The following is a 26430-nucleotide window of genomic DNA, read 5'->3' on the forward strand; positions in this document are numbered from 1 at the left end:
GACCTTGAACATTTTAGATCTCGACCACAGCCTGACTGCCCAGGCGCCCATCAAGTGGCTGCTCGACAGCGGCCGTGCCAAACGCCTCGACTTGCTCGACCTCGGCCCGAAACTGCGGCTGTGGTCCAGCGAACGGACCTGGCGCCGCTTCGCCGAACGCTTGCAGCAACGGCCCCGGCACAACGGCCCGCAACCGGAAATCTTCTTCATCGGTTCCGGTGATTACCACCACCTGACCCCGGCCTTCCTGACTGATTTGCCGGAACCGGTGAGCCTGATCCACTTCGACAACCACCCCGACTGGGTCCGCTTCGCGCCGCGCAGGCATTGCGGTTCGTGGGTCAATCAGGCGCTGAAACTGCCGAACATCCAGCGCATCGTCACCCTCGGTCCGTGCAGCGATGACCTGCAAAATCCGCAGCTCAAGGGCGGCAATGTAAAAGCGCTCAAACGCGGCGTGTTGCAGCTGTTTCCGTGGCAGCACGCCCCTTCGAAAGTGTGGGGACGGGTCGGTGACGGCGCCGGCCATCAACAGCAGGAAAACCTGCTGCACTGGCGCAATCTGGCGGAGCTCGACTGGCCAGTATTTCTCGAACAGATGATCGCCAGCCTGCCCACCCGCGCGGTGTGGATCACCGTAGACAAGGACGTGTTGGCCAGCGAAGACGCGGCGACCAATTGGGACCAGGGCGGCATGCGCCTGAGCCATTTGCTGCAAGCCATACGAGCCTTGGCGGCCAGCAAGCGAATCATCGGCATCGACATCTGCGGCGAGTACGCCCGCCCGGCCTTCAGCAACGCCCTCAAACGCTGGGAAGCCAAGTCTGATCAGCCCCCGGCTGAACGCTGGAGCGAGCCGATCTGCTGCGCAATTCGGCGACCAACCAGACGCTGATTGATTTGTTCGAGGAGCTGTTTCCATGACCTACACCGTGATTGTGCTGCTTTGGGAACACTCAAGGTTGAAGTCAAAGCGCGCGTCCAACGCCCCGCCCGGCTGGCTGATGTCACATTGCGCGCAGCAACCGTGACCCTGCGCGCCCCTGACAGGTCGGGTTATAAATTGCCCAGTGTCTCGATCAATGCTGTTTTGGCCCGTGAAGAAAACGCCATAGACGGCGTTGAGCCTCTGGAGTGGATGCTGTTGACCAGTCTGCTGGTCACCCGCCTGGAACAGGCGAGCACCGTGGTTGAGTGGTACGGGGTACGCTGGTCTATCGAAGTGTTTTTCAATGTGCTGAAGAATGGCTGTCAGGTCAGTCGATTGCAGCTGGAAACCGAGGAACGGTTGTTAGCTTGGGAGGCTACTTAGGGCGCAAAAATGACGGACCTCCCGGCCCTAAGGCCATGTGGATAGGGATGCAACGAATACGTGAGTTTGTTATCGCATTAGAAGCCCAGCGTGCGCTCATCGAGAGTTATGTAGAACGATGAGTGCTCCGCGTGGGAATGCATCCCCGGACGCTCCGCGTCCCTCCCGAAGCGGACGCGGAGCGTCCATTGAGGCATTCCTTTGCTGCGCGTGGGAACGATCAGTGTCTAAAGAGCTCGCCTGGGGTAAACCCGAACAATCCCTTGAACGCGGCAATAAACGCCGAGGTCGAGTCATAACCGCTGGACAGCGCAGCCGTGGTCACGCTGTTGCCGTCCTCCAGCAAACTCAACGACAGCAGCAACCGCATGCGCTGGCGCCAGCTGCGAAAACTCAACCCGGTTTCACGCTGGAACAAGCGCATCAGGGTTTTCTCTGAAGTGCCCAATCGCTCGGCCCATTCATGCAATGTCACGTTCAGCTCCGGGCTTTCGATCAGCTCGTTGCACAACCCAAGCAAACGCGGGTGACGTGGCAACGGTAGAGAAAACCCGACTTCCGGTAGGCTCGCCAACTGATCCAGCAGCACCCCGACCAAGCGCGCTTCGCGGCTGTCGCCCTGTGGATAATCCACTGGTAGCAGGCAGAAGCTCTTGATCAGCTCCCGAGCCAGAGGCGTAACTTCCAGCACCCGACAATGCTGGTCCGCCCAGGCGCACTCCTCGCGCCGCACATACAGGCTGCGCATCTCTACGCGCATCGAAGTCACCACGTGGTGCTCCAGATCAGCCGGAATCCAGATACCCCACTGCGGCGGCGCAAAGAAACTGCCCTCGGCGGTGTGCACGCCGAGGATTCCGCTGATGGCGTAGGAAAATTGCGCCCAATCGTGGCGATGAGGTGACGTCCACGAACCGACGCCGAGACTTTCCACACGGGCATACAGCGAACGCGGCAACGCTGTCAGGGTCGGGATTGTCCGCTCAAGGGAAAGTTGTCCGTTAGTCGGCATTGATTGGCCTTATGTCGCAAGACGGGCGGAAGTCATGACCTTAGGCTAGGTCATCCATTCTTACAAGGCCTTCGGTGCCCGTTATGCATGCCTTCAAACACCTCAAACGCATCGTCACCGACTGGTTCCTGTGCGGGATGCTGATCGCCACGCTACTGTCCTACGTCTTCCCGACATTTGGCGCCACGGGCGGCGCGATGCACGCCGAGTGGGTGATCAATATTGGCGTGTTTCTGGTGTTTTTCTTGCACGGGGTCAATCTGTCGAGCGAGCAGATCAGCCACGGGTTGAAAAACTGGCGCTTGCACCTCATGGTCCAGGGCTTCACCTTCCTGGTGTTCCCGCTGATCTGGCTGGTAAACGACAAGCTGCTGGGCTCACATGTTCCATCGCTGCTGATGCTCGGGTTCTTCTACCTGTGCGCCCTGCCCTCGACCATTTCCTCTTCCGTGGCCTTGACCGGCAGCGCCGGTGGCAACGTACCGGCGGCGATTCTCAATGCCAGTCTGTCCAGCGTGCTGGGGATTTTCCTCACGCCATTGCTGGTGAGTTTGGTGGTAGGCAGCGGTGCTGGCGGCATCGACCTGGGCTCCACCCTGCTCGATCTCTGCGCTATGTTGTTGCTGCCGCTGGTGCTCGGTCAATTGCTGCGGCCGGTGTTCGGCAAGTTTTTCGGTCGACACAAGCGCTACACCAACATTGTCGACAAGCTGATCATCCTGCTGCTGGTCTACGCCGCATTCTGCAACTCGATGGTTTCCGGGATTTGGCAGCAACAGGGCTATACGGTGATTGTCAGCGCACTGGTTGGCAGTGCGGTGCTGCTGGCGATCATTCTGTGGATGACCACCCGCACCGCCCGTGCCCTGAAGTTCAGCTCGGCCGATGAGATCGCCGCGGTGTTCTGCGCCAGCAAAAAGTCCCTGGCGGCCGGCGCCCCGATGGCTGCGCTGATCTTCGGTGCCAACCCGGGGCTTGGGTTGATCCTGTTGCCGATCATGATCTATCACCCGTTGCAGCTGATCGTCTGTTCGGTGATGGCCGAGAGTTATGCCAACCGCAATCGGGTACTCGCCGAGCAGCAAAACACTGCCGCCCTCAGCGCTCAATAATTGCCTTCACACCCTGACCGCCAGCGGCGCAGATCGAGATCAACCCACGCCCCTTCTCGGCTGCATCCAGCAGCTTGGCGAGGTTGGCGACGACTCGCCCACCGGTCGCGGCAAACGGATGCCCGGCCGCCAGTGAACTGCCTTTGACGTTGAGCCGACTGCGGTCGAGCGAACCCAGCGGCGCGTCGAGGCCGAGCCGGGTTTTGCAGTAGTCCGGATCTTCCCAGGCCTTCAAGCGCTTCAAGTTTGCCAAGCGTAGCGAGCAACTAAGCCCGGCTTAGAGCAGCTTGCTCGATGACTTTATCGACACCGACATCGCGGCCATCGAAGCCGAACTCGAGGCGCTGCAACCCGCTCCAGTTTCGACCGAGGCTCGGCAAAAACTTAAACGCACCGCCTTGCCGCCACAGTTTCCGCCGACCATTTACCGCTCTACTGTCAGGAATCGATTTTTGATCGAGCCGGTTGGCCATCGCGCGCTCGACCTTGCCGCTTGGCGCAATGGGTTGGCGTGTGCTGGACTTGAGTGTCGCAAGCGTTCAATCGCACAACCTGCCCCGAGACATAAGCACTTTCTGGCGAGAGGAAAAACCGCAGCGCGCCTTCGAGTTGGCCTTCAGCCCCAGCCCCGACATACAGCAACTGTAAGGTGCCGCCGCTGCGCAGCTCCTTGGCCAGTGAACGACTGAAGCCTTCCAGCGCACGTTGGGCACTGGCGGTGAAGGGCTCGCTCAAGGTCTGCGGTGCACGCCCGAAAATCACCAGGTGGGCACTGTGGTCGAGGTTTTTCATCAGCGGCTGAAAGAACTCGCGCAGTTGCTTGAGTGCTCGGTCGGACCAGATCGCTGACATCGAACACCACGGCTTTGAGCTTGGGACCGTGGCCCGGAATCCACGCCTGGGCCACCAACGGTTCGGGCCCATAGCTGTAAATCTGCTCGGTGAGTTTGTTGACAATAAGCTGAGGTTCTGCGACAACGGACCGCCACCGATCAGTAGCGCACCCTCGACAAGACGCAGGTGACCGGCCACGCAGCGCTCCAGACGAACCGGCGACGGCAGGCCAAGGGCTCCAACCACGCGAAGGCCGAATTGGCGAAATCGATAGAGCGATCTGACATGGAACACTCTCCGGCAGCTGGGGGTTCAAAGTGTGGACCGCGAATAGCGATCAGTCGTTCGATCCGCGAGGGCGGTTGCATGAGCTGAGTGCAACACGGCTATTGAATTGAAGCAGGAGCCTCATGTTGCAAGCCCATCAGCTGAGTGAATACCTCGATCGGACACAGCCAGTTAAATCGCTTGCGCGGTCGAATGTTCAGCAAATACGCAAACTTGTCCAACTCCTCTTGGGTGTACTTGGACAGGTCGGTTCACTTGGGCAAAAACTCGCGAACAAGGCCGTTGGTGTGCTCGTTGGTTCCACGCTGCCATGGGCTGTGCGGGTCAGCAAAGTAAACAGCAATACCCGTCTTCTGGGTGAGTTCGGCATGCCTGGCCATTTCCTTGCCCTGGTCATACGTTATGCTTTTACGAGCGGCCAGCGGCATGCCATTGAGCGCCGCGCTGAACCCTTCGACCGCCTCGGCATGCCTGGCCATTTCCTTGCCCTGGTCATACGTCATGCTTTTACGAGCGGCCAGCGGCATGCCATTGAGCGCCGCGCTGAACCCTTCGACCGCCGATGTCGCCGTAGCGTCATTCATTTTCACCAGCATCAAATAGCCGCTGGAGCGCTCAACGAGTGTCCCGACCGCCGAGGCGTTGTTCTTCCCCTTGATCAAGTCGCCCTCCCAGTGCCCCGGCATCAAACGGTCTTCAACCTCCGGCGGGCGCAGGTGAATACTGACCATATCCGGAATCTGGCCGCGGCGATCAACGCCCCCAGCGCGCGGTCTACGTGTGCTCTTGCCTTGTCGCAGGCCACCGCACCAGCTCCTTGCGCAACTCCCCCACGGGCATCGTATAGATCGCTTTATAGATGGTTTCCCGGCAAACGTAGGCTTCTTCAAAATGATCTTCATGACGCGCAGCTTGCCCGCGATTTGCTCTGGAGAAAAGCGTTCTCGAAGCAAATGGAGCACCAGTTCGAAACGCTCATTACCCATGACCAATTTTCCGGTCGGACGGCACGTGAGCAACATAACCCCCATTGAGGGACCGATTGCGACGGAGCTCGCGGCTGATAGTCGAGGGGCTTCGGCCAAGCATTCGAGCTATCTCGCGCTGACTAAGGCCCTGATATTGCCCGGACCTGGATCGTGGCGTGCACTTCAATGCTGAGTTCTGTATGGGACATGGCGACACCTTACCGGAGGGTGAGGTGCAAGCCTGGGCCTTGCTCCAGCTCATCTTTGGCCCGCGTTTTATTGCCACCAGGTTTTACACGATCTCACGCACATGGACCAACAGGTCGCCAGGCTGACAATTCAGGTGAGTGCAGATCGCGTCCAGGGTCCCTAAACGAATGCCCTTAATCTTCCCTTGCTTCAATAATGAAAGGTTGGCTTCGGTAATTCCGATGGCAGCGGCGAGTTCTTTGGATTTGACTTTGCGTAATGCAAGCATCACGTCCAGTTGAATGACTATTGACATGCTGATCTCAAATAAAAGAACGGCTTTCTGAATCCAGTTCACTGGCCTGCCGCAAGATGCGCGCGATGACCGAGATACAGGCAGCTAGGAATAGCGCAACGAAACTTGGCGCAGTGAGGCTTAAGGTGATCATACGCTCGCCGACCGGGGCATTCATCGTCACCCACATGCTGAGCACTGGCTCACACAGAAAATCCAGAAGAACCCAGATCGCTACCGCCCGTCCCATCTTGCCCAAGCGCAACGCCGCCCCAGTGGAAAAATACTCGCCACGGGCATAGCACTGAAACAACCGGCGCAGATGGTTCAAACCAAGTACCAGCGCCAACAACGGCACGCTCGACAGCACGATCCCCCCCAGCGTCTGCCACCACGGGATCAACACCGCTTGATCGGCGGCTGAGAGCAGGCGATCAATGAACAAGTGCTCAGTGAGCGCAAACCCCAGGCCATACGTCGTGCCTAGGCTGGGAAAAAGCCACACCATAGCGTTGAGTAGCAACATGCTGACGATAAACAATAGGGTGACAGCCGCCATACGCTGGCTGAATTGAGCAAGATTATTGGAAGTCATGTGAAGCCCTTAAGAATAATGTGAGCAAAGCCTAACAACAAATTTATCTACAAACAATAATTAATTATCGAATAGCATAAATTTTTCGAATTGCGTTAGGTCAATAGATAATTGGCAACTACCGATCGTGCTTACTGCCTTCGTTCCCGGCGTTGATCCGGAAGATCATAGTGCCGCCTAACTGTGGCGGCTCGCGTTTGAAATCAGCCCGGCTCGCATTTAACGGCATTTCTGGCTCACATTATCTGCAACCAACCAAGGCCACGGGCTCACATTAATTGCAACTGAGCTTGCATTCCACGGCGTCGGCTTGCATTTCATCGCGACGGACTCACGCTATCTGCAAATGACCGGGTCGGTTTTAGGTTCACAAAGGAATGCCGGCCGCGAGCATCTTATCGCACAGCTCGCTCGCCCGTTCGGGGTCCAGCGTGTTGTTGAACAGCGCCTTGAACTCGTGCGCTTTGGCGTTGAACTGTTCCACGAGGTCTTTCATGCGATAGCCAACCGACGTAACAGTACGGTTTACCACTGCCGATCACCCCACATATCGCGACCAAGCGACCTTCCAGTACGGCTCCGCGAACGTCCTTTATCAGATCTTTGTGGTGTTCAGTTTCATAGTAACCGGACTGTTTGAACGGCACCGTCAACCCGAAATGCTGCATCACTTCAGCGCGCATGTTGAGCCCCCTTCTTATGTCGGGAATATTCGCGCACGCAGGCCAGAACAACACGGCGTGTCAGCGTTTCGGCCAGCACCTGGTCGATGAATATTTTGTCTTCAATCGCAAGCTTGGCCAGCGGTTTAGCCAATTCTTCGGCGATGGCCAACTTGGCCGCGATCACCGTCGGATAGTGGTATTTGTGTGCGTGTGGGTCGAACGGCTGACGTGGAACGCTCACTACTGATGTGGGAGCATCCGTCAAGCGCACGTCGGTACCTGATAGCGCCGCAATCGGTAGCCCAAGCTGGTCAGCCAGCAAGCGGATGCGGTCTGCGCGTTCATCCGTCTTGGTTCGTTTGAATGCCCGATAACGGCGCAGCGGAATAGGCCGTCTACCGGATAGTAGGTGTAGCGGCTCGCGTTTGAAAACACGCGGGCTCGCATTCAACGGCATTTCGCTCACATTAACTGCAACCAGACAAAGCTCCCGGCTCACATTAATTGCACCTGAGCTTGCATTCGACGGCGCGGGCTCGCATTTCATTGCGACGGGCTCACGTTATCTGCAAATGACCGGGGCGGTTTTAGGTTCACAGAGGAATGCCGGCCGCGAGCATCTTGTCGCGCAGCTCGCCCGCCCGTATCGGGGTCCAACGTGTTGTTGAACAGTGCTTTGAACTCATGTGTTTTGGCGTTGAACTGTTCCACCAGGTCCTTCATGCGATAGCCATTGCGCGTCAACGTACATCAAGCAATGGCTGGAAAAGCATCCTCGCTTCAAATTGCACTTCACGCCGGCCAGCGCGTCCTGGCTGAACGCCGTGGAGGGCTGGTTCGCGCAATTGGAAAGACGAGCGCTGTACCGGGGCACGGCACCTTCACCAGCGTGGCCGACTTGAAAACGGTTATCCGCCAATTCATCGAAGCCCATAACGAGCACTCGGCCAAACCGTTCAAGTGGAATAAAACGGCTGAGGCCATCATCAGTTCAGTGCATAAAGCAAAACTGAGTGTGACCAAAATAAGATAATTGATTAACCGCTCAGGCCGCTAGTTCATAACATGTCGTCATTGCCTGTCCACCCCGGGTGCCGTCCAAACGCCTCGAACAGTTCAAAAATGGTCGCCTTGACCTTTTGCACTGCGTTGCTCTGCACGGCCGTATCAGGCCAGCATAGAGATAGATCACGCGTGAACAGCCGATGATCGATCCTGGCCAGCTTGAGCTTATGCTGATCAAGTTCGGCATGGGCAGCTGCCCAAGACAAGATCGTGACACCCAGCTTTGCCAGAACGGCTGCGAACAACACGTCCGTGGAGTTGGCTTCGAACTCAACCTCACAGTGCAGACCGGCCTCCTGCAGTGCCGACTCGACTCGACTGCGAATCGTGTTCGGTGCACAGAGCAACACCAGCGGCATCTTCGCCAAGGCGTCGATCGTCACGGGCTCATCGGGTAACGAGAATTCCGGCCACGCAATCAGGTACAGCGTTTCGGTGAGCAACCGCTGCGAGGCCACGCCACGGGTTCCGACTGCATCGACATTCACCGCGAGCGCAACCCGCCCCACCGTGATCAGCTGGCCGAGATCGGCACTCGGTGCATCGATCAACTCCAGCTTGATACCCGGATAACGACTGCGGATCGTGCGAGCGAGCGGAACCGCCAACATACGAGCCGTACTCGACGGCATGCCGACCGATACCTTTCCCTGCGGGAATTCGGCGTCCTGACGTAGCAGTTCCCGGGTGCCGTCGGCCTGGCGCAGCAGCTCGATGGCATGCCGGTACAGCGTCTGGCCTGCTGCGGTGGGTACCACGCCCTGCACACTGCGCTCAAGCAATTGCATGTCCATATCCCGTTCCAAATTGCGCATCTGCTGACTGATCGCAGGTTGTGCGATGTGCAGCCGTTCACTGGCGCGGGTGATATTTCCGCACTCAACCACTTTGATGAAATACCGCAACTGGCGCAGGTCCATGGGAGGGCGTCCAAAGAGTCTAACTCTATATAAAAATCCGATGGGACCAAAGCAATTTCATATTTGTGGTTTACGAGGAGCAGCCCCTAGACTAAATTCATTATCTAGGCCCGAGCAGGACCACGGGATATCTTAATGTTCAGAGCATTAATAGCATCACCAGCCAGTGTGAAACCCGTCAAATCGCAGCTGACCCGCGAGCAGATCCGCAGCTTTTGGACGGTCTACTTGGGATGGGTACTTGATGGCGTGGATTCGGTCATCTTCGCGCTGCTCCTGATTCCCGCCCTGACCGAGTTGCTGTCCAACTTGTGCATTACCCCGATACCCGTCACCATCGCCATGGAACAGCGAACCTGTACGCAGCTTTTGACATTATGACCGGTCAGGTGATTGGACGGATTACCCAGCGCCATCGGCGCCCGAGAGTTTCTGGCTTTTCTACAACAGATCAATCGCAGCACGCCAGCCGGATTGGATTTACATGTGATCCTGGATAACAGCTCAACCCACAAAACTGCCGCCATCAAGCAGTCGCTGGAAAAACATCCTCGCTTCAAATTGCACTTCACGCCGACCAGCGCGTCCTGGCTGAACGCCGTGGAGGGCGGGTTCGCGCATTTGGAAAGACGAGCACTGTACCGGGGTACCTTCACCAGCGTGGCCGATTTGAAAACGGTTATCCGCCAATTCATCGAAGCTCATAACGAGCACTCGGCCAAACCGTTCAAGTGGAATAAAACGGCTGAGGCCATAATCAGTTCAGTGCATAAAGCAAAACTGAGTGTGACCAAAAATAAGCTAATGGATTAACCGCCAGACCACTAATATCAACAGCCCCTCAGGAAAATTCAACATGCAAATAAGTGATTTATGCATCAGACCAAGAAAGGCAATCAGTACTATTTCGCAATGAAGTCCCATATTGGCGTGGATGCGGATTCGGGGTTGGTTCATGGCGTTGTCGTACCCGCTTGAGGTCCTGCAGCAATTCAACGTCGTAATCCCAACGCTGAAATCAGTATAGCATTGTAGATATCGAGCACAGCTGTTTGGCAACCGCTCTTATCGACAGCACAAACGTCCTTGAGTACTTGTTCATTGTGTTGCCGCTGACCGAAAAAAGTTACAGCTTCTTTATTCTTAAGCCTTTGGAGTTGCAAGTTTTTTGATTTAGTGTGGCGGCGTCCGAAACAACAAAGCTTCCGATAGAGCTTCCACCGGAGGTGAAATTCTGCTTAATTTGAACGCAAGCCAACCATCGCGAATAAACTATGTGATTGCAGGACTGGGGGCGCTAGTTGGGAGTTTGGTGGGCTCATCAAATTTTTTGTGCATGCTCTACCGGCACAACCATTTTTGGGCTACACATGTACTTCCTAGCGTACCTGGGTTTAACAGCCGCGCTAGTGTACTGCTTGATGATGATCAGTTACATCGATCAACTGAATGGTATCACTGCCACCGCGGGTGAATGGCTCGAAAGGTTGCAACCTATGTTTTCTTCGTGCTCGTTTTGGCCAACTTCACCTCCGTGTTCTGGAGAGCGGTTTTCAACCTATGCGTGGAGGAGGTCAGCAGCACTACCAATTGCTTTACTCAGGCAATGTGATGAAGCCTTGAGTTGCTTAAGAAAGGACTGAAGTAGCCAGCATGTCCGCTCTGCGTGAGGTTCAAAAAGACGCTGGTACTTCAGACCTTCCCTAAATCTCGATTCAGTAGCGTGGTATTTCCTTATATGAAAGTCTTGAAAAGCCAGGATATCCTGGCACTTGGTTTTATGACGTTTGCCCTGTTCGTCGGGGCTGGCAACATCATCTTCCCACCTATCGTCGGTTTGCAGTCTGGGCCTAATGTCTGGATGGCGGCGTTGGGCTTTCTAATCACCGCGGTCGGTCTACCGGTGATCACCGTTGTCGCGCTGGCCAAGGTCGGTGGCGCCATGGACGCCTTGAGCAGCCCGATCGGTAAAATTGCCGGTGGCGTGCTGGCGGCCGCGTGCTACCTCGCTGTGGGTCCACTGTTTGCCACCCCGCGCACCGCGACCGTGTCCTTCGAAGTGGGCCTGGCGCCGTTGACCGGCGAAAGCCCGCTGGCGCTGCTGCTCTACAGCTCGGCGTACTTCCTACTGGTGTTCTTTATCTCGCTGTATCCAGGCCGTCTGCTGGACACCGTTGGCCGTTTCCTCGCGCCACTGAAGATTATTGCACTGGCCGTACTCGGCATCGCCGCGTTCGCCTTGCCGGCGGGCGACATCGGCACCGCCACGCCTGAGTACGTCGCGGCACCGTTCTCCCATGGTTTCATCAATGGTTACCTGACCATGGATACCCTTGGCGCACTGGTGTTCGGCATCGTTATCGTCAACGCCATTCGTTCTCGTGGCGTTGAGTCTCCTGCCTTGATCACTCGTTACGCGATCATTGCCGGGCTGATTGCCGGTGTTGGTCTGGCGCTGGTCTATGTCAGTCTGTTCCGTCTGGGCTCGGGCAGCCACGAGGTGGCCGTCGGTGTTACCAATGGCGCGGCGGTATTGCACGCTTATGTGCAACACACCTTCGGCTCCCTGGGCAGCGGTTTCCTGGCGGTCCTGATCTCCCTGGCCTGCCTGGTGACGGCGGTCGGTCTGACCTGCGCTTGCGCCGAGTACTTCAGCCGCGTGCTGCCACTGTCCTACAAGACGCTGGTGATCATCCTGGCGGCGTTCTCGCTGCTGGTGTCCAACCTGGGCCTGACCAAGCTGATCGCGTTCTCGATCCCGGTGCTGACCGCGATCTACCCGCCGTGCATCGTTCTGGTGGCGCTGAGCTTCTGCAAGGACTTCTGGCTGGAGCAGGGTCGCATCGTTGGCCCGGGTGATGCTGGTGTCGTTCCTGTTCGGCATGATCGACGCCTTGAAAGGCGCGGGTCTGGCGGGCTGGATGCCGACTCAGTTGGCGCACTTGCCGCTGGCCGAACAAGGTCTGGCGTGGTTGGTGCCTTCGATGATCACCCTGGTGGCTGCGGTGATCTGTGATCGTCTGTTGGGCAAGCGCAGCGAAGCCTTGGCTTAAGCCTTAAAAGCCTGTCATGCTTGATGCCGTTCGCTTAAGCGAAGCAGCCTTGCGATTCACCGGTAACCGGGTTTTAGACATCTTCACCTACGCTGGGTCTCGACGGCCTGAAGCATTAATGAGATGGTCCCCCCGCACCCTGCGAGGGCTACGCTTTCGCAGGGTGTTTTGTTTGTGCGCCAGGCTGGCGCGTTGCGCGTAGCGCAACCAGCTTGGCTGTATGTCCACGCTGGTGACTTGGAGGTGAAAGTCCTCTACACACCCGGCAAGGGGAAGTGTTAGCCAGAGGCAAGAGTGTCGCGGGTGACCGCGAATCTGAAGGAAACCCGAGACAAAATGCTGGCCTGACGGACAGGAAGCGGATTAGGCGGCACAGAGGGGTTAGAGGGCAAACTTCCTCGAAGCCCAATACTTGCACGGAACGCTGTGACGTAGATCCGACAGGCATAAGCAGGAAGGTCGCGTGAATTACCCTGGGAGATCTGCACGTTTGCCACTGTGCTACCGAGCGTCGTGAGACGGCGGGATAAGCGAGCAGAAGTGAGGCCGTAGTAAGTGACGAATAACCCCGTCACCAAGCGCCGAACAGGTTATGCCGCCAGTAGGCGTCAGAGTCTCGTCGAATGTCGAAGCAGAAATTCTCCGAGGGAGAACTGTGGCCCCAAGTTCCGGACAGAATCCGCGGGCGACGGCTGGCAGTGCACAGGCATCGGCGGGGTCTGTGGCGTGGACGAACTTTCCAGCTTAGACCAGAACTCGTCACTGAGCAGCAATCGGGCATTGCAACTAGTTTTGTTTCGGTGCAGGAACCACAACAATACGAGTTTTCTATTTTTTATCAATAGGTTAGCGCGAAGCGTCAACAGACCCTAGGAAAGGTACAAATGCCCCTCACGACAGAGGGATATCCCAGCTTGGGCAGAACGCACCCACCCAGCGAGGGCCTCAAGATCCTGTTGTAGCGACTCGGCCTCCGACCAGATGCAGGCATTGCAGTAGGCACCGTCAGTGGAGCGCCCTCTACAAGGGTTAGGGCCATCGCGTGGAGCTTCAGCAACTCATCACGGACAGCTACAACTCCACCCAGCTCAGCCAGACAGGTATCCAGTCGGTCCACCAACCGCAGAATCTGGGGGGTGTCAAAGCTATCTCGCAGCCTGTCCAGTGCTGCGGCATCCACTTCGCCGTAGGGCGTCACTCGAAACAAAGCCGGTGGAATGTGCATCAGTGCGTCTCCTCACCTTTGCTACTGGGCGCCTGTTGTCCACGAATTGACCCCGCGGCCGGCTGGAAAATGGAATCCTTGATCCAGGGTTCCGGTGGACGCTTGAGGCTGAGATTGAATTCGCCAAAGCGTTTGACATTGCTGTTCAGGTAGGGGCTGAGAAACGATACGTCTTCATCGGTAAACTGCCAGCAATCGCGGGCGAGTTGCTTCAGGATGCGCATCATGTCGACGGTGTTCTGCAAGATCACTGAGGAGGCGATCATATCGTTGTAGCGCAAGCGCTTCTGTTGCTCATCTGGATCGTTCTCAGCGATGACATCGCCGCCGAAGGATAGCTACTTCGAGAAGCCGTTGTAGGACTCGATCTTGTTGGTATTGGCCGTTACTTCTTGGCGCAACTCACGGTTGCCAATCCATTTGAGCAGGAAAATGGTCCGAATCACACATCCCAGCTCCTGCGCTGCATGGTAGAGCTTGTTACGCCGGCTATAAGAGCCAAGTTTACGCAGCAGCATTGGTGAGGATATTTTGCCGGCCTGAATCGACAGCGCCACCTGCATCAGATCCTGCCAATGAGTCTCTATCTGGCTCCAGTTGACGGTATCAGTGAAGAGACTATTGATGTGCTTGTACTTGGCCGAGCGATCGGGCCGGTACATGGCCAGGTTGCGCCAGTCGCGGATGCGAGGCATTAGATTGATACCCAGCAAATGAGTGAATGCAAACACTGTTGCGGACTGGCCTTGAGCGTCTGAATAAACCGTATCGACATCAACACTATGATCCGCTTTCAGCAGGTCCTCGATGACATAGATGGCCTCCCAAATGCCTGGCGGGATGAAGTGCTGGAAGACCGCGATGCAGTTATTTGCCACATGCCGGTAGGCGACTGCGCCAATCTTGCGATAACGGAAATGGTAGCCGGCGAGCAAGTTTTCATCGTAGAAATCGAACTGAGTTCCGTCCGCTGCGACCGCCTTGCCGTCACCCCCAAGTTGGGTAAATCGAGCTGGAGATAGAGCTCGACCAGCTCGCGGTTGGCCTTATGCAGCTTCTCGAGTAGTAGGTGCCGACGATTGGTGTAAGACAGCATGTGTGGGGTCACGTTACCCGCCAGGTGGCGAGCGGCCTGGTTCGGTCCTAGGTTGCAGCACATGGCAAAGATCGTCATCAGGTAGCGCTCGGCCGGTTCCTTTAGCTTGGGATCGCTGCCGGACATCGGCCCGAAATGGCGGGTGAACTGAATCCAATGCTCAATGTTGGCCATGATGTCGAGCACATGCCTGGCAGGCATACGCTGCGTGATCGCCGTTTGTAGTGAGATTGCTGAAGGTGGGGTATCACGGGCGACCACTCGGCGCAACACCGGCTCCCCTGCCTCATTAATCGAAACATCGCCGTGGCAACTGGGAAATTTGTCGTCTAACTGCTGAGCGGTGCTCTCAAGTTGCTCCTTCAAGCTGGCGACAAACTCTTTGGCGAAACTCGGCAGGCCAACTTTTTCGCAGTACTCTGGCAAGCGTACCAGACACTCATCCCAAGGCAGTAACTGTTTGCGGTAGTCCGCAAACGATTCCGAGCCTAGTACACAGATATCGCCAGAGCGAAGTTCGTTGGCCAGGTGGGAAAACACGCAGACTTCCAGACGGCGCCGGTTGGTCGGTGGCCCTTCGCTGGGCGCGCGACGGACGACTTTGATCCAGCGATCCGAGGCGAACGACAAGTCCGCATGCTCGTCGATCCATTCCCTATGCAAGTTCTCGTTGTCCTGGACCAACTGCAGAGCCTCGATCAGCGAGCGATCCTGGGTTGTTGGCTCCAGTTGCAGCAGATGGCTCAAGCGGAACAGCAATGAATTTGAAGTGCATCCAGAGTAGCAGGAGATAGTTACTGCCGCCCGTGGCATGGACTTCGGCGCAGGCTTGGCGAAGTTGATCAAGATTCTCGACGACTCTATTGAAAATCTTTTCCTGAATAGCAACCTGGGCGTCTTCAGCCACGTCATTGAGCGTCGAGTAGGCCGGCAGTTCGTAGCCTCGCTCAAGCAGCTCGCCAATCAGAACATTGATGACGTCAACACGCTGATCAAGCACCATCACCGCTTCGTGGGCAGTTTCCTCGGTAATTTTCAGAGCATCGCTCCCATAAAACGGGGTGATCTGTAGATATTGGCGGATAGCTGTTTGATGACGATACAAGGTTCGCTGGTTCGCATAACGGGGAATTATACGAACCCCGTAACTGAGGCAGAATCTGACATGATTGACGATTTCAGCTGGAATATCTTCCAGAGCGGGAAAGTAATGTATCTGTTGGAATGCTTTAAGCAGAACGGCTAACCCAATGGTAAGAGCGGGGCTTTTAGCCGTTCTAGATAGCCACTCGAGCTCCGATTCTGAGAGCGAGTAGCTCTGATGAAGTTCTTTCGACGACAGATTCGCTGGCAGCTTCGGACAGGCTGTCCGCTCCAGAGAGGCCATGGAGTTCGTCCCTCAAGAAAAAGCAAAAGCTTCAGCATAGACGTTTGAATCGGCACGAGGAAAGAACAACAACAAAAAATTTAATACTAGCTATATCATAAGGTTACAGGACAAATGTCCTAATTTCCTTATCTCTGCATGATCCCTTATTGAAGTCGATAGCTTGATTAAAGTAGTGGGCACTCTTTTGCACCCACTACACGATTTGACTAGTCAGGGTCCGCAAGCTTTGGGCCTGAAAGTCGTTATCGACCTAATCGCGGATAATTTTTTCCCAGCATCGCTGCATGTGCAGCTCCCCCGCTAACCCCTCGATCATCTCAATGCGGGTCAGTGATGCGACCAACAGACAGGAGCTGCGCGCCCCATGATGAAATGGTTACTGCCTAGTGAAATAATGAAGGCATAACCAAAACCACCCAAACTTGTAAACCAAAACACTTCACCTGCTTATGAACCGTCGCATACCTGGAAAGGTTACTGTGCCAGAACAAAGTCCGCTAACTGCTTCAACTCAGCCGGCTGCAAACCTGGAAAGGGAGGCATCGGTATCGCCCCCCAGCGCCCGGTACCACCGTGGCTGATGTGGTCGATTACTTGCGAGATCGCCTGTGCATTGCCTTTGTAATGCATGGCAACCTCATGGTAGGCGGGGCCAACCACTTGTCGATCAATAGCATGACAGCCGAGACAGGCGTTTTTATCCAGAAGAGCTTTCACATCTACAACCGCAGGCTTCTCGACCGTATTTGATGCAATTTCTATTGCTTTGGTCGCTGATTTATCCGCGACAGTCGCATTACCTGAATAGGTAGCGGCCAGATATTCACCGACCAGGTTTACGTCACTTTCAGAGAGCGGGGCTCCATACGACTCCTTCATTTTCCTGGCCAACCCAGTCCATTGCTTCTGGTTGAAACCGGGAGGTTGATACTCAATATAATCGGCGGAATGACAGATTCCGCATTTCTGTTGAGCAACGACATAACCTGGTAAATCCGAGGGGCGCAGGACAATAGTTTCAGCAGGCAGCTTTATCGTCAATGGAGATGCTACTGCGCAGATCGGAAGGGTACAAAATGTAAACAGCAGAGCTTTATACTTCCAGAATATATTCTTCATCTTGAATTCCTACACGACCGTAACTGGAGTGGTTTCAATATTATTCTTTACGTAGATCGAGGGGTTCCACAGGGCTTTCACCGGCTGTTGCTCTCCCTGCCCGCCTTTGGCACGGACTTGCAACCCAACCTTTCCCTTTCCTTGAGGCCGCCACTGCAACGTCCACTCGCGAAATGAATAGTTACCCAGGTTTTCGCCCAGAACGGCCAGTTGCCAGTTTTTCCCACCGTCTTCGGATACTTCAACTGACCGAATGCCATGCCCACCGTCAAACGCGAAACCTTTCAGCGTAATGGTCTCGTTGACTTTTACTTTATCGCCAGATTTCAGGCTGGTAATGAAAGATCGTACTTTCAGTTTACCTATCGGTCGGGTCTTGTCGGGCACTGTGCCTGCCAACACACATTGGCAGTCATTGTCAGGAATTCGGTAGGCCTTTGCCATGAAGAAACCTTCGAATGTATGGTCGATGACCTCTATTTCACTTAAATGCTTGACCCAGTAAGTACCGAAGTAGCCAGGAACAATTAATTTGATGGGATAGCCATTGAGAAACGGGATATCGGTACCGTTCATGGCCCAAACAATCATCGGTTCGTCACTAAGTGCCAGATCTATACCGATCGACTTGATAAATTCGGGTGTCGTCGGCAAGACCGGGTGATCCAAGCCGCGAAAGGTGACTTGTTCAGCACCGGCCTGGACTCCGGCGTGCTTAAGCACGGTCTTCAACGGTATGCCCGTCCACCGCGCATTACCGACAGACCCGTTACCCAATTGCGCACCAAACACCCGTGGTGATCCATAACCCCGGCTGTTACCTGAGCATTGGTTTACTGCCACTACCTCTACATTTTCCCCCAACGACTTAAGCTCTGACATGCTTAAGCTCAGCGGCTTATTCACTAAGCCTTTGATCTTTAGTTGATAGTTATCTGCATCGATCGAAGTAGGAATATTAGCGAGGTGGTAGCGAACAAAGAACGCGTCGTTGGGCGTAAGTACCGACTCATTGAATACCGAAAATGGAGTTTCCAGATGCGGTGGACGAGAAGTGACACGCATCAAGGGTCTTTTTTGTGGATACGTCACCAACTCTCGAGTTCCGTTGGCAAAGCTCTGTGTTTCCGTTTCTGCTGCTTGGCTACGCAATGGTTTAAACGCTAGACCTGCCGCTACCAGGCTCGCCCCCTGGAGAAAGACACGGCGTTTAATATTGTTTCCGTTATCGGTGGACATGACTTCTACACTCTCAATACGAAAAATTGATTGGATATTACACTCTTTACTTGATTTTTTTCGAAGCGCTGCCATTGCGCAAACTTCGTGCGCAGATAGTTCATCAGATCAATAACGTGGTTGGTCAGCTGGAGAGCCAACCTCAGACTGGCAAGTCTGAGGTTGGTATTGATTAGTTGACTATTTAGCTAGGGAGGCGATACATGGGGAGACGAAAAGGTTTCCCCGATACGCGCCAGCGAGCGTTCTGGAAGCGACTATCAACCACATGACCACCAGCACAAATACCAGGCATCCCCCAAAGATATTGAAAAAGGTGGAGTGCAACATTGAGCCCAGCTTGAGCGTCGTGACCGCATAGACGCCAATAGGGAAGGTAAACCCCCACCATCCCAGATTGAAAGGAACACCAGCTTTGAAGTAGCGGACAGTAATCAAGACTGCCATTGTCATCCACCATAAACCCAGGCCCCAAAAAAGGATCCCGGAAATCATACCGATGCCTTGAGCAACCTCTCCAATGCCTCCCAGCCCCTGAGTCGAAAAAATAGCAGGAGCGTCGGCGCCTATGACCAGCATGCCCAGAGCGCCTGTACCGATAGGACCCAACGATAACCAACTGGATGCGGCCATGTTTTCATGGGGAAGTTTGTGCAAAGCCATGCGCAACAAAAGGATGACCAGGATGCTCAACGCGACTGGAACCGAATAGGCCCACAGCACGTAGCTGGTGATCAACATGAAGAATTGGGCGCCCGTATCGATCAAGTGCGGAGCCAGCAAGCCGCCACTTAAAGCCGCCACTTCTGCGGCAACCACGGGCAGCAACCATACGGCGGTCATTTGATCAATGCTGTGCTGTTGACGTGTGAACATCATGAAAGGAATCAGGACACCACAGGCCAGCGCCATGGCGACATCGATCCACCACAGTGCTTCAACAAGTGGTATGACGCCAGTTCCCCAGCGAGGGACGCCAAATGCCAGAAAGCCATTGATAATAGTCGCCAACCCCATCGGAATAGTGCCGAAGAACATCGAGACCGTGGAGTGCCCGAAAATCTGCTTGGCCTCATCAAAAAACATGAGCCACCGAGCCATGTACATGACAATAAAGGTGCAGAACAGAACGATGTTCAACATCCAAAGTCCTTCGGCTATGGATCGCAGGCCGGGTATCGCTATCGGAAACTGAGCCAGTGCCAAGGCAAGGATGCCTGTACCCATGGTGGCGGCAAACCAATTCGGCGTGAATTGGCGTATCGCCTCCAGTGGTCGACTCAAATGGCTAAGGGGTTTGGTTCTCGCGCTTATGGCAGCGAGATCTCTAAGTGACATGGCAACCTTCCTGATGTCTGAATGACCATTTGTACATTCTAGATGTTTTGCTTATCTGCATTTCACCGTATTTTCGAGATACGTTATCGTTTACCGATAAGTGGTTTTTTGTGCGGTGCCGTTTCTTCCGCGAGCTGACTTGGATAGACAAGCTGAACAACAGAATTTTTGACACTGATCGCACATTCATTTGCCACTTAAGCAAAACACGCGCCACATTCAACGGCTCTTGATTACGCGAAACGGATGTTCAAACTTGGCTCGCACCTACGCCTTTGCGTCGCTCTTGGGCGAGGTTTTCTTCATAGCTCCCCTAGGAAGCGGGAGCTGACACCAAGTCGTCATTCGAGATAAACACAGGGGTACGTGCTAGTAAAACCAGGACTAACACACCGATTAGCATTACAGCTGCAACAAACATAAGCGCGGCATTGTAGTTTCCAAAATGACTGGTTAAATAGCCTGTAATGACGGGACCAATCACCTGTGCAGCCCCGTAACTCAAAGTCAGTCGAGCCATAGCTTTGGCTGGATTACCGGGATAGTATCGCCCAATCAGCACAAGGGTCAGGCTAACGACACCTACAAAGGTACCTCCAAACAGTACAGCACTTAATAATATGCATGACACACTAGAACTAAACACAGGAAGAAGGATTGACACAATCTGCAGCAGGTACGCAATTATCAATGCCTGAATAGTTCCACAACGGCGTGCGACGCGATCCCAGATAAAGCTGGTGGGAATAGCAGCCAAGCCTACCAAAATCCAAACCCAGTTCCCCTTCCCACTGAATGCTGGAATCCTGTCAATTATATCTACGATAAATGTAGCACTAACGACATAGCCATAACCGGCACACAGGTAGGACAAGATAAGCAAGGCCATCCAGAATTTTGAAGGCAGCTTATTTTCCGAATTGGTTAATTTGCTGTCCGATATGGAAGGCACCGGCATCCAAAACCAGGCAATAACAAAAAACACACCACCTAAAAAACCCAATCCAAACCAGTCTTCTGACCAGTCGAGGTGCGAGGACATGAACTCCACGGCAATACCGGAAATCACTATTCCAATACCCATCCCCATGAAGTGCAAACCAAGCTCAGGTTTATAGCCATGACGCATCAACCAATTCAATACCAGGCCGGATGCCAACAGCAAACCGGCTACGCTGGACATGCCCGAAAAAAAGCGCAGCAACCCCCAGAGCATAATGCTCTGGGTGAGTCCCATCGCGAGATTGGAGATTATCGCAATCAGCAATCCTGCCCTGTAAAGCAAGAATTTGACCTCAAGTCGTGAAATACTGGCCGCGATGAGGGCTCCACACATATAACCCGCATAGTTCCATGTGGCGAGCCATCCACCATTGACAACCGTCAGCCCGGCCTGGTCATGCATAATCGGCAGCATGGGGGTGTAAGCAAACCTAGCCAGTCCGACACTTAAAACCAACGCGCAGAGCCCAGCCAAAATGACCTTGATTCGCAAAACACTGCTGTTTAGGTGTTGCATGGTTTCTAAAGAACTCATCGCAGCCTCTCGGGTTCGTTGCCTGGCCAGAATTATGCGTGCGTTATGTATAGGCGTCGCTCGATGAACCGCCCAACACTATCGATGAACCGACAAGGCATGACATGACCCGAAATGACTTGATTGCTATGGCCTCCCTGCCTCATCTCGAAAAGCTCCCCACACCGGTCTATCTCCGCACTCAGCAGCTGCAAGCTGGAGAGTTCTTCCCGATACACTCCCATGGCTGGAATCAGTTTGTTTATTCGACCGTCGGCAGCCTGGTCGTACAACTAGAGCACTCGAGGTACCTCATAACACCCATGCAAGGGATATGGTTGCCATCAGGAACCCGGCATACTACAGGCACGTTACATGGAGCGGCGTTTCGAAATCTCTATATTGACGACTCACTCGGCCTGGCTCTCCCCTCCGTATGCCAAATGTACAGCATCACACCTTTACTGAGGCAGTTGGTTGTGGAGCTCAATAAAATAGAGACTGAAAGCGAATCTCAAACATACATACAGCACCTGCATCAACTTTTAGCCGACCAATTGTGTCGATTGCCCCCTATCGATTTATATCTACCATGGCCACACTCCCATCGCTTGCAAAAATTATGTGAAGCGATTTATCAAAACCCTTCAGACTCCGTTTCAATGGAAGACTGGGGAATGCGTCTTGGAGCGTCAAGCCGAACATTAACTCGCCATTTTGAAAAAGAAGTTGGCATGACGCTTCGTGACTGGCGTGGACGTCTCCGCTTGTTCAGAGCCATTGAATGGTTGGAAAATGGCGCACCAATAACGCAGATATCTATAGAGCTTGGTTACGCTTCAGCGTCCGCATTTTCTTACATGTTCCGCTGCAATATGGGATGCAGCCCCAGCCAATGGCTCAAACGAATCGTCGGGATTTAGAAGAAACTGGCTGCGGTAGACGTGTAGCTGCGATCATGCGGTTGGTCAAATCGTCCATGATCAGCGGACATCGAGCAACTGAGGCCCCAATAAACGGTTCTTGATAATAGGGTCTAAAGCGGATTATCTTGCGAGCCCTAAATTAAAGAGGCTCTTATGCCAGAACTGAAAACGCTCAGTCTTTTTTTGCTCACCGCTCTAGCGGAAATCATAGGCTGCTATTTTCCCTATCTCTGGCTGCGGGAAGGTAAATCCATACTGTTGTTGGTGCCAGCCGCTATCAGCCTGGCGCTTTTCTCGTGGCTGTTGACGTTGCATCCTGCCGCCGCTGGGCGTGTCTATGCAGCTTATGGGGGCGTCTACATTTTCGTTTCCATCCTGTGGCTGTGGCAGGTGGACGGTATCAAACCAACTACCTGGGACGTAGTTGGAGCGTTTGTCGCTCTGTCTGGGATGGCGATCATCATGCTCGCTCCTCGCGCCTAGCCATCACGCTGGTTTCGTTTGCCGTATAAGCGTACCCGCTCAGTCATCCAGACCGCGATTCTCTGGTCGAGTTATCCCTCTATTCGTCGCTGCCCGAGCATAGTGCAGTGATGCCAAATTTCTTTTACGGCACTACCCGAACCGCCAGTGCAAATAAGCATCGGGCAGGGCAACAGTCAGCTCCTTCCTGTACTTAACTTATCGCCCACGGTATAAATTTATCTACTGCGGGCGGCGTTTTTCAAGGTACTTGTCGCGTCAACCGTCCTACTATGCCGCTCTTTTCTCGGCCTGCTGCTCCCGATCCGGGTTCAGCATCACCGTGCCGATCGGTTCCCAGTTACGCGTCCGACCTGACCAGCGCTCCGGGGTTTTCTCCTTGGCTCGTTTGTACAGCTCATGGCGCTGCGCCAGGATCTGATGGTCCAGTCCTCGATGCCGCTCAGCCGGTGTGACGAAGCGGATGCGGCTATGCCGGTGCTCGTTGTTGTACCAACGCATGAAATCCCTCACCCAGGCCCGTGCGGCGTCCAAACTGGCAAAACCATTCACTGGCCATTGCGGGCAATATTTCAGCGTTCTAAACAGCGACTCCGAGTAGGGATTATCATTGCTCACACGCGGGCGACCGCGGGACGGCGTGATGCCCAGGTCGTACATCTTGCTCAACAGCGTCACCGATTTCATCGGCGCTCCGTTGTCCGAGTGCAGTACCAGCGGCTCGCGTAAACACTGCTCGCTGATCACGCTGTGCTGCAGCAGGGCCGCCGCCTTTTCGCCGCTTTCTTCTTCGTAAACCTCCCACCCCACCGCCTTGCGGCTGTAAATGTCTTCGATCAAATACAGGTAGTAATACTTGCCGCGTATCGGCGACGCCATATACGTGATGTCCCAGGACTGGACCACACCTGGTTGGGCGCGTTGGCGGCATGCGTCGTCGGAGCCGCGTGCCGTCTGGGCCGCTGGCTACGGCCACGGTGCTGCTGCTGGCCTGCCGCACGCAGGACGCGATAAAACGTGGACTCCGACGCCAGATAACGCGCCTCGTCAGCCAGACGCGGAACGATCTGACTCGGCGGCAGATGGGCGTATGCCGGGCTATTGCACAGCGTCACGATGGCTTGCCGTTCGATCTCGCTCAAGGCATTACGCGGCGTAGGCCGCACGGTAGTCGTGCGGGCATCGGCTTGAACATCTTCAGTCTCGGTCCAGCGCTGCAAGGTCCTGAGCGAGAGCCCGATTTCCTGACACGCCATGTTTTTTCGGGCCCCGGCCATGATCGCTTCGATCAACCAGGCCACCAGTAACTGCCGTTGCGGCAAAGAGGTTAGCTGTCCTCGTTGTCGATCCCCCAGTAGTCGTTGAGCTTTTTTCGCAGCACCAACAACGCGGCGGTTTCAGCCAGCGCCTTGTCTTTGCGGCGTAGTTCTCGCTCAAGTTCCTGGATACGTTTCTTGTCCTTTCGAGACTGTTCGCGGTCAACCTTTTGTTGGTTCTGAACGCCCTGCTGCCCCGTGATACAGGCTTGACGCCAAGCGCTGACGTGTTCGGGGTACAGACCTTTTCGTCGGCAATACTCACCCAGTTCGAGCTGCGACAGACCGGCGGTTTCGAGGACTACAGCGAACCGGGCTTCAGCAGACCAGGTCTGCGGGAGTGACTTGTCTTCAGGCACTGTGCTTCCTTCAGAACTGACCTTCTTGCGCCAGTTGGACAAAGACATTTCGCTGACTCCTTCGCGGCGGGAAACCTCGGCCATCGATAGGTTCAGCGGGGGAAGCAGCATCTTGAGTAATGCGGCTTTGCGTTCAGATGAATAGTACGGCACGAACAGTCTCTTTCCGCCCCCGATATGCTTTTTCAGGAAAAACCGGAGAGGCGACAACTATCCTGACACCGGGGGCGGGCACCCTGCCGAAAAGTACGCAGCCAAACATGAATTTTTTTTCACAACGCCCCCACCTACTTTTAGTGGCAAAATACTATAACTGTCGTGAGTTTCTCAGCAGGTGGACCGGCATGCCCAGTAGTTTGACAGTAGAAGAAGATGCTGTGACGGCCAGGACGTGTGAAACTGCCCTTCAAGTTACAGGTCAGAAGTTCAATCTGATTAGTCGTGGGGCCCGTCACGCCGAGCAACCGCTGACTATGCTGCCCACCGAGTACAAGTCGCTGAACTTTCTGATGCGCAATACCCGACAAATTCTCTTCAGGGTGATTTTCGAAGATATCTGGGATTATCACTTCGACCCCAGCACCGATCTGATTGACGTGCACATCGGCGGCTTGCGCAAGAAGATCTATCCGCAAGGCTTGACGTCATTGATTCGGACTGTGCGAGGCTCGGGCGATGTTATTACTGACCCCCTCTAAGGGCTGGAGCTCCTCTACCAGTCGACTGCTGGCACTGTATAGTTTTCTCTTCGTGGCGTGGAGCTGCATCCTCATGGGAGTGCTCTACTATGAAGTTTTCACCTACCTCGATGGTCTTGCCAAACACTCACTGGTGCAGCGCCAACACCTGTACGCGCATTTTAAGGGTGATCAACTGGACGAGGCCCTGGTCACCGGCATGTCGTTCGATACAAACGAAGCGGATACCTACGGGTTGTTCGATGAGCAGAAGAAGCCGCTGAGCGGACCAATCCGACAGTTCCCTGCGCAACTACCACTGGACGACCAGATTCACGAGCTTAGTAGCTGCAACGATTCCGACGATCCCACCCTCCCCCGAGACAGGTGCGACGCCGTGGCGATACAGACCCAGAATGGACAATGGCTGATATTGGCCCGATATCACGGTTCGCTGTTCGCCGTCACCCGGATCATACTGCAAGCGCTGTTCTGGGGTGTTTCCGTGATCATTATTCCCGGGCTTGTAGGTTGGTTCTTGCTACGTCGCCGCCCGATGCGCCAAATTCGAGCCATTCAAGCCAGCGCCGAGTTGATCGTCGCCGGCGATTTGGCCTGTCGCCTACCACTGTCGGATCGACGCGACGAACTGGACATGCTGGCTGCCATCGTCAATGCCATGCTCGACCGCATCGAACTATTGATGAACGAAGTCAAGGGTGTGTGCGACAGCATTGCCCATGATTTGCGCACGCCTCTCACTCGGTTGCGTACGCAGCTCTACCGCATCCAGCAACAGGCTGCCAAGAGCTCGCCCGAAGCCTTACAGATGGATCAAGTGATTGCCGAAACCGATTCGTTGATGGAACGCTTTCGCGGCCTGCTGCGCATCTCTGAACTGGAAGATCACCAGCGCCGCGCAGGCTTCGTTCAATTAGACCCGCAACTGTTACTGCTGGAGCTTCATGACTTCTACTTGCCGCTCGCCGAGGAAAGCGGACTCGCGTTCCAGTTGCAGGTACCGGAATTGTTGCCCCCCCTGTTAGGTGACCAGGCATTGCTGTTTGAAGCATTGTCCAACCTGCTGAGCAACTCGATCAAATTCACGCCTCACGCTGGTGAAGTCGTCCTCAGAGCTGTCAACGATGCAGGCAATATTCGAATCGAAGTGCTGGACTCCGGCCCCGGTATTTCCCCTGCCGAACGGGCTGCTGTTTTACAGCGCTTTTATCGCAGTGACAAAAACAGCCAGCAAAGCGGCTTCGGGCTGGGACTGTCGATTGTTGCAGCAATCGCCAATCTGCACGGATTCAAGCTAGAGGTCGGTGCCAGCGAGCGTGGCGGTGCTCGAATGACTCTCGACTGTCGGCAGGATTTTATTTCAAACAGGTAATGTATCGCTGACTAATCGTCAACTCCGTTGTTGGCCGGTCTCGAC

General features: G+C 54.8%; 16 protein-coding genes and 12 pseudogenes. 12 read left to right on the plus strand and 16 right to left on the minus strand.

The features are described from left to right. Window positions 1-4 precede the first annotated feature (4 nt). Both ACYZT2_RS18830 and ACYZT2_RS18835 read left to right on the plus strand, forming a co-directional pair. Window positions 5-924, plus strand: a pseudogene (locus ACYZT2_RS18830) (arginase family protein). 22 nt (window positions 925-946) lie between these two features. Next, window positions 947-1434, plus strand: a pseudogene (locus ACYZT2_RS18835) (IS4 family transposase); the annotation flags it as partial. 98 nt (window positions 1435-1532) lie between these two features. Here ACYZT2_RS18835 and ACYZT2_RS18840 read toward each other — a convergent pair. Next, on the minus strand, window positions 1533-2324 hold the full coding sequence (locus tag ACYZT2_RS18840; RefSeq protein ID WP_461966348.1) for an AraC family transcriptional regulator: 792 nt from the start codon (window positions 2322-2324) through the stop codon (window positions 1533-1535). 83 nt (window positions 2325-2407) lie between these two features. On the opposite strand from ACYZT2_RS18840, the gene ACYZT2_RS18845 reads away from it, so the two are divergent. After that, on the plus strand, window positions 2408-3436 hold the full coding sequence (locus tag ACYZT2_RS18845) for a bile acid:sodium symporter family protein (RefSeq protein WP_461966350.1): 1029 nt from the start codon (window positions 2408-2410) through the stop codon (window positions 3434-3436). Here the strand turns inward: ACYZT2_RS18845 and ACYZT2_RS18850 are convergent. After that, window positions 3423-3671: pseudogene (locus tag ACYZT2_RS18850) on the minus strand (acetyl-CoA C-acetyltransferase); the annotation flags it as partial. The gene ACYZT2_RS18845 and the pseudogene ACYZT2_RS18850 sit on opposite strands and share 14 nt — an antisense overlap. On the opposite strand from ACYZT2_RS18850, the pseudogene ACYZT2_RS18855 reads away from it, so the two are divergent. Continuing rightward, window positions 3670-3861, plus strand: a pseudogene (locus ACYZT2_RS18855) (IS66 family transposase); the annotation flags it as partial. The pseudogenes ACYZT2_RS18850 and ACYZT2_RS18855 sit on opposite strands and share 2 nt — an antisense overlap. A 94-nt stretch (window positions 3862-3955) precedes the next feature. Here the strand turns inward: ACYZT2_RS18855 and ACYZT2_RS18860 are convergent. The 6 genes and pseudogenes from ACYZT2_RS18860 to ACYZT2_RS18885 form a co-directional block, all read right to left on the minus strand. After that, window positions 3956-4557: pseudogene (locus tag ACYZT2_RS18860) on the minus strand (3-oxoacyl-ACP reductase); the annotation flags it as partial. Window positions 4558-4809: 252 nt separating this feature from the next. Further along, window positions 4810-5544 carry an IS30 family transposase gene (locus tag ACYZT2_RS18865; RefSeq protein ID WP_461966352.1) on the minus strand — a complete coding sequence of 245 codons (735 nt, stop codon included), beginning with the start codon at window positions 5542-5544 and terminating at the stop codon, window positions 4810-4812. Beyond that, window positions 5537-5788 carry a helix-turn-helix domain-containing protein gene (locus ACYZT2_RS18870; RefSeq protein ID WP_461966354.1) on the minus strand — a complete coding sequence of 84 codons (252 nt, stop codon included), beginning with the start codon at window positions 5786-5788 and terminating at the stop codon, window positions 5537-5539. Before ACYZT2_RS18870 ends, ACYZT2_RS18865 begins: the two co-directional genes overlap by 8 nt. A 30-nt stretch (window positions 5789-5818) precedes the next feature. Further along, window positions 5819-6031 (minus strand): helix-turn-helix domain-containing protein, encoded by a 213-nt coding sequence (locus ACYZT2_RS18875; RefSeq protein ID WP_461966356.1) that lies wholly within the window; start codon window positions 6029-6031, stop codon window positions 5819-5821. Between the two features lie 7 nt (window positions 6032-6038). Next, entirely contained in the window at window positions 6039-6605 is a 567-nt protein-coding gene (locus tag ACYZT2_RS18880; RefSeq protein WP_461966358.1) for a DUF2975 domain-containing protein, read from the minus strand. Between the two features lie 672 nt (window positions 6606-7277). After that, complete coding sequence (locus ACYZT2_RS18885; protein ID WP_461966360.1) at window positions 7278-7817, minus strand: hypothetical protein; 540 nt, start codon at window positions 7815-7817, stop codon at window positions 7278-7280. Between the two features lie 202 nt (window positions 7818-8019). On the opposite strand from ACYZT2_RS18885, the pseudogene ACYZT2_RS18890 reads away from it, so the two are divergent. Then, window positions 8020-8303: pseudogene (locus tag ACYZT2_RS18890) on the plus strand (IS630 family transposase); the annotation flags it as partial. Between the two features lie 25 nt (window positions 8304-8328). Here ACYZT2_RS18890 and ACYZT2_RS18895 read toward each other — a convergent pair. Further along, window positions 8329-9255, minus strand: a complete 927-nt coding sequence (locus ACYZT2_RS18895) for a LysR substrate-binding domain-containing protein (protein WP_461966362.1) — start codon at window positions 9253-9255, stop codon at window positions 8329-8331. A gap of 135 nt (window positions 9256-9390) precedes the next feature. On the opposite strand from ACYZT2_RS18895, the gene ACYZT2_RS18900 reads away from it, so the two are divergent. The 3 genes and pseudogenes from ACYZT2_RS18900 to brnQ all read left to right on the plus strand — a co-directional run bounded on the left by ACYZT2_RS18900 (window position 9391) and on the right by brnQ (window position 12308). After that, window positions 9391-9636 carry a hypothetical protein gene (locus ACYZT2_RS18900; protein WP_461973316.1) on the plus strand — a complete coding sequence of 82 codons (246 nt, stop codon included), beginning with the start codon at window positions 9391-9393 and terminating at the stop codon, window positions 9634-9636. Continuing rightward, window positions 9588-10068: pseudogene (locus tag ACYZT2_RS18905) on the plus strand (IS630 family transposase); the annotation flags it as partial. The gene ACYZT2_RS18900 and the pseudogene ACYZT2_RS18905, both read left to right, overlap by 49 nt. Before the next feature lie 925 nt (window positions 10069-10993). Further along, a pseudogene (brnQ, locus tag ACYZT2_RS18910) lies at window positions 10994-12308 on the plus strand (branched-chain amino acid transport system II carrier protein). Window positions 12309-13177: 869 nt separating this feature from the next. Here brnQ and tnpC read toward each other — a convergent pair. From tnpC to ACYZT2_RS18940, 6 genes and pseudogenes are all read right to left on the minus strand, one after another. Then, window positions 13178-13536 (minus strand): annotated as a pseudogene (tnpC, locus tag ACYZT2_RS18915) (Tn3 family transposase post-transcriptional regulator TnpC). Beyond that, a pseudogene (locus ACYZT2_RS18920) lies at window positions 13533-16016 on the minus strand (Tn3 family transposase). The pseudogenes tnpC and ACYZT2_RS18920 overlap by 4 nt, the downstream one beginning before the upstream one ends. Window positions 16017-16493: 477 nt before the next feature. Continuing rightward, window positions 16494-17138 (minus strand): SorB family sulfite dehydrogenase c-type cytochrome subunit, encoded by a 645-nt coding sequence (gene sorB, locus ACYZT2_RS18925; RefSeq protein ID WP_461966364.1) that lies wholly within the window; start codon window positions 17136-17138, stop codon window positions 16494-16496. A 9-nt stretch (window positions 17139-17147) separates the two neighbouring features. Then, window positions 17148-18452: a SorA family sulfite dehydrogenase catalytic subunit gene (gene sorA, locus ACYZT2_RS18930; protein ID WP_461966366.1), complete on the minus strand. Its 1305-nt coding sequence runs from the start codon at window positions 18450-18452 to the stop codon at window positions 17148-17150. Window positions 18453-18557: 105 nt separating this feature from the next. Next, a complete protein-coding gene (locus ACYZT2_RS18935) occupies window positions 18558-19715 on the minus strand; it encodes a TDT family transporter (RefSeq protein WP_461966368.1) in 1158 nt (385 codons plus the stop codon). 313 nt (window positions 19716-20028) lie between these two features. Further along, window positions 20029-21252, minus strand: coding sequence for a YbfB/YjiJ family MFS transporter (locus ACYZT2_RS18940; RefSeq protein ID WP_461966370.1), 1224 nt, complete (start codon window positions 21250-21252; stop codon window positions 20029-20031). Between the two features lie 104 nt (window positions 21253-21356). Here ACYZT2_RS18940 and ACYZT2_RS18945 point away from each other — a divergent pair, with 104 nt between their 5' ends. Together ACYZT2_RS18945 and ACYZT2_RS18950 are read left to right on the plus strand one after the other, a co-directional pair. Further along, entirely contained in the window at window positions 21357-22154 is a 798-nt protein-coding gene (locus tag ACYZT2_RS18945) for an AraC family transcriptional regulator (RefSeq protein WP_461966372.1), read from the plus strand. A gap of 156 nt (window positions 22155-22310) precedes the next feature. Then, window positions 22311-22640, plus strand: a complete 330-nt coding sequence (locus ACYZT2_RS18950) for a YnfA family protein (RefSeq protein ID WP_461966374.1) — start codon at window positions 22311-22313, stop codon at window positions 22638-22640. Window positions 22641-22910: 270 nt separating this feature from the next. Here the strand turns inward: ACYZT2_RS18950 and ACYZT2_RS18955 are convergent. Further along, window positions 22911-24468 (minus strand): annotated as a pseudogene (locus ACYZT2_RS18955) (IS3 family transposase). A 215-nt stretch (window positions 24469-24683) separates the two neighbouring features. Here ACYZT2_RS18955 and ACYZT2_RS18960 point away from each other — a divergent pair. Beyond that, window positions 24684-25013 (plus strand): annotated as a pseudogene (locus tag ACYZT2_RS18960) (winged helix-turn-helix domain-containing protein); the annotation flags it as partial. Further along, window positions 24991-26385: a sensor histidine kinase gene (locus ACYZT2_RS18965; RefSeq protein ID WP_461966376.1), complete on the plus strand. Its 1395-nt coding sequence runs from the start codon at window positions 24991-24993 to the stop codon at window positions 26383-26385. The pseudogene ACYZT2_RS18960 and the gene ACYZT2_RS18965, both read left to right, overlap by 23 nt. The last annotated feature ends 45 nt before the right edge of the window (window positions 26386-26430 follow it).

It is taken from the genome of Pseudomonas sp. MDT1-85, from assembly GCF_054898065.1.

Excerpts from the sequence above, each read along its gene's own strand:
- ACYZT2_RS18840 (WP_461966348.1), bottom strand. The coding sequence starts at position 2,324 with ATGCCGACTAACGGACAACTTTCCCTTGAGCGGACAATCCCGACCCTG.
- ACYZT2_RS18845 (WP_461966350.1), top strand. The coding sequence starts at position 2,408 with ATGCATGCCTTCAAACACCTCAAACGCATCGTCACCGACTGGTTCCTG.
- ACYZT2_RS18865 (WP_461966352.1), bottom strand. The coding sequence starts at position 5,544 with ATGGGTAATGAGCGTTTCGAACTGGTGCTCCATTTGCTTCGAGAACGC.
- ACYZT2_RS18870 (WP_461966354.1), bottom strand. The coding sequence starts at position 5,788 with ATGAGCTGGAGCAAGGCCCAGGCTTGCACCTCACCCTCCGGTAAGGTG.
- ACYZT2_RS18875 (WP_461966356.1), bottom strand. The coding sequence starts at position 6,031 with ATGTCAATAGTCATTCAACTGGACGTGATGCTTGCATTACGCAAAGTC.
- ACYZT2_RS18880 (WP_461966358.1), bottom strand. The coding sequence starts at position 6,605 with ATGACTTCCAATAATCTTGCTCAATTCAGCCAGCGTATGGCGGCTGTC.
- ACYZT2_RS18885 (WP_461966360.1), bottom strand. The coding sequence starts at position 7,817 with ATGAAATGCGAGCCCGCGCCGTCGAATGCAAGCTCAGGTGCAATTAAT.
- ACYZT2_RS18895 (WP_461966362.1), bottom strand. The coding sequence starts at position 9,255 with ATGGACCTGCGCCAGTTGCGGTATTTCATCAAAGTGGTTGAGTGCGGA.
- ACYZT2_RS18900 (WP_461973316.1), top strand. The coding sequence starts at position 9,391 with ATGTTCAGAGCATTAATAGCATCACCAGCCAGTGTGAAACCCGTCAAA.
- sorB (WP_461966364.1), bottom strand. The coding sequence starts at position 17,138 with ATGAAGAATATATTCTGGAAGTATAAAGCTCTGCTGTTTACATTTTGT.
- sorA (WP_461966366.1), bottom strand. The coding sequence starts at position 18,452 with ATGGCAGCGCTTCGAAAAAAATCAAGTAAAGAGTGTAATATCCAATCA.
- ACYZT2_RS18935 (WP_461966368.1), bottom strand. The coding sequence starts at position 19,715 with ATGTCACTTAGAGATCTCGCTGCCATAAGCGCGAGAACCAAACCCCTT.
- ACYZT2_RS18940 (WP_461966370.1), bottom strand. The coding sequence starts at position 21,252 with ATGAGTTCTTTAGAAACCATGCAACACCTAAACAGCAGTGTTTTGCGA.
- ACYZT2_RS18945 (WP_461966372.1), top strand. The coding sequence starts at position 21,357 with ATGACCCGAAATGACTTGATTGCTATGGCCTCCCTGCCTCATCTCGAA.
- ACYZT2_RS18950 (WP_461966374.1), top strand. The coding sequence starts at position 22,311 with ATGCCAGAACTGAAAACGCTCAGTCTTTTTTTGCTCACCGCTCTAGCG.
- ACYZT2_RS18965 (WP_461966376.1), top strand. The coding sequence starts at position 24,991 with ATGTTATTACTGACCCCCTCTAAGGGCTGGAGCTCCTCTACCAGTCGA.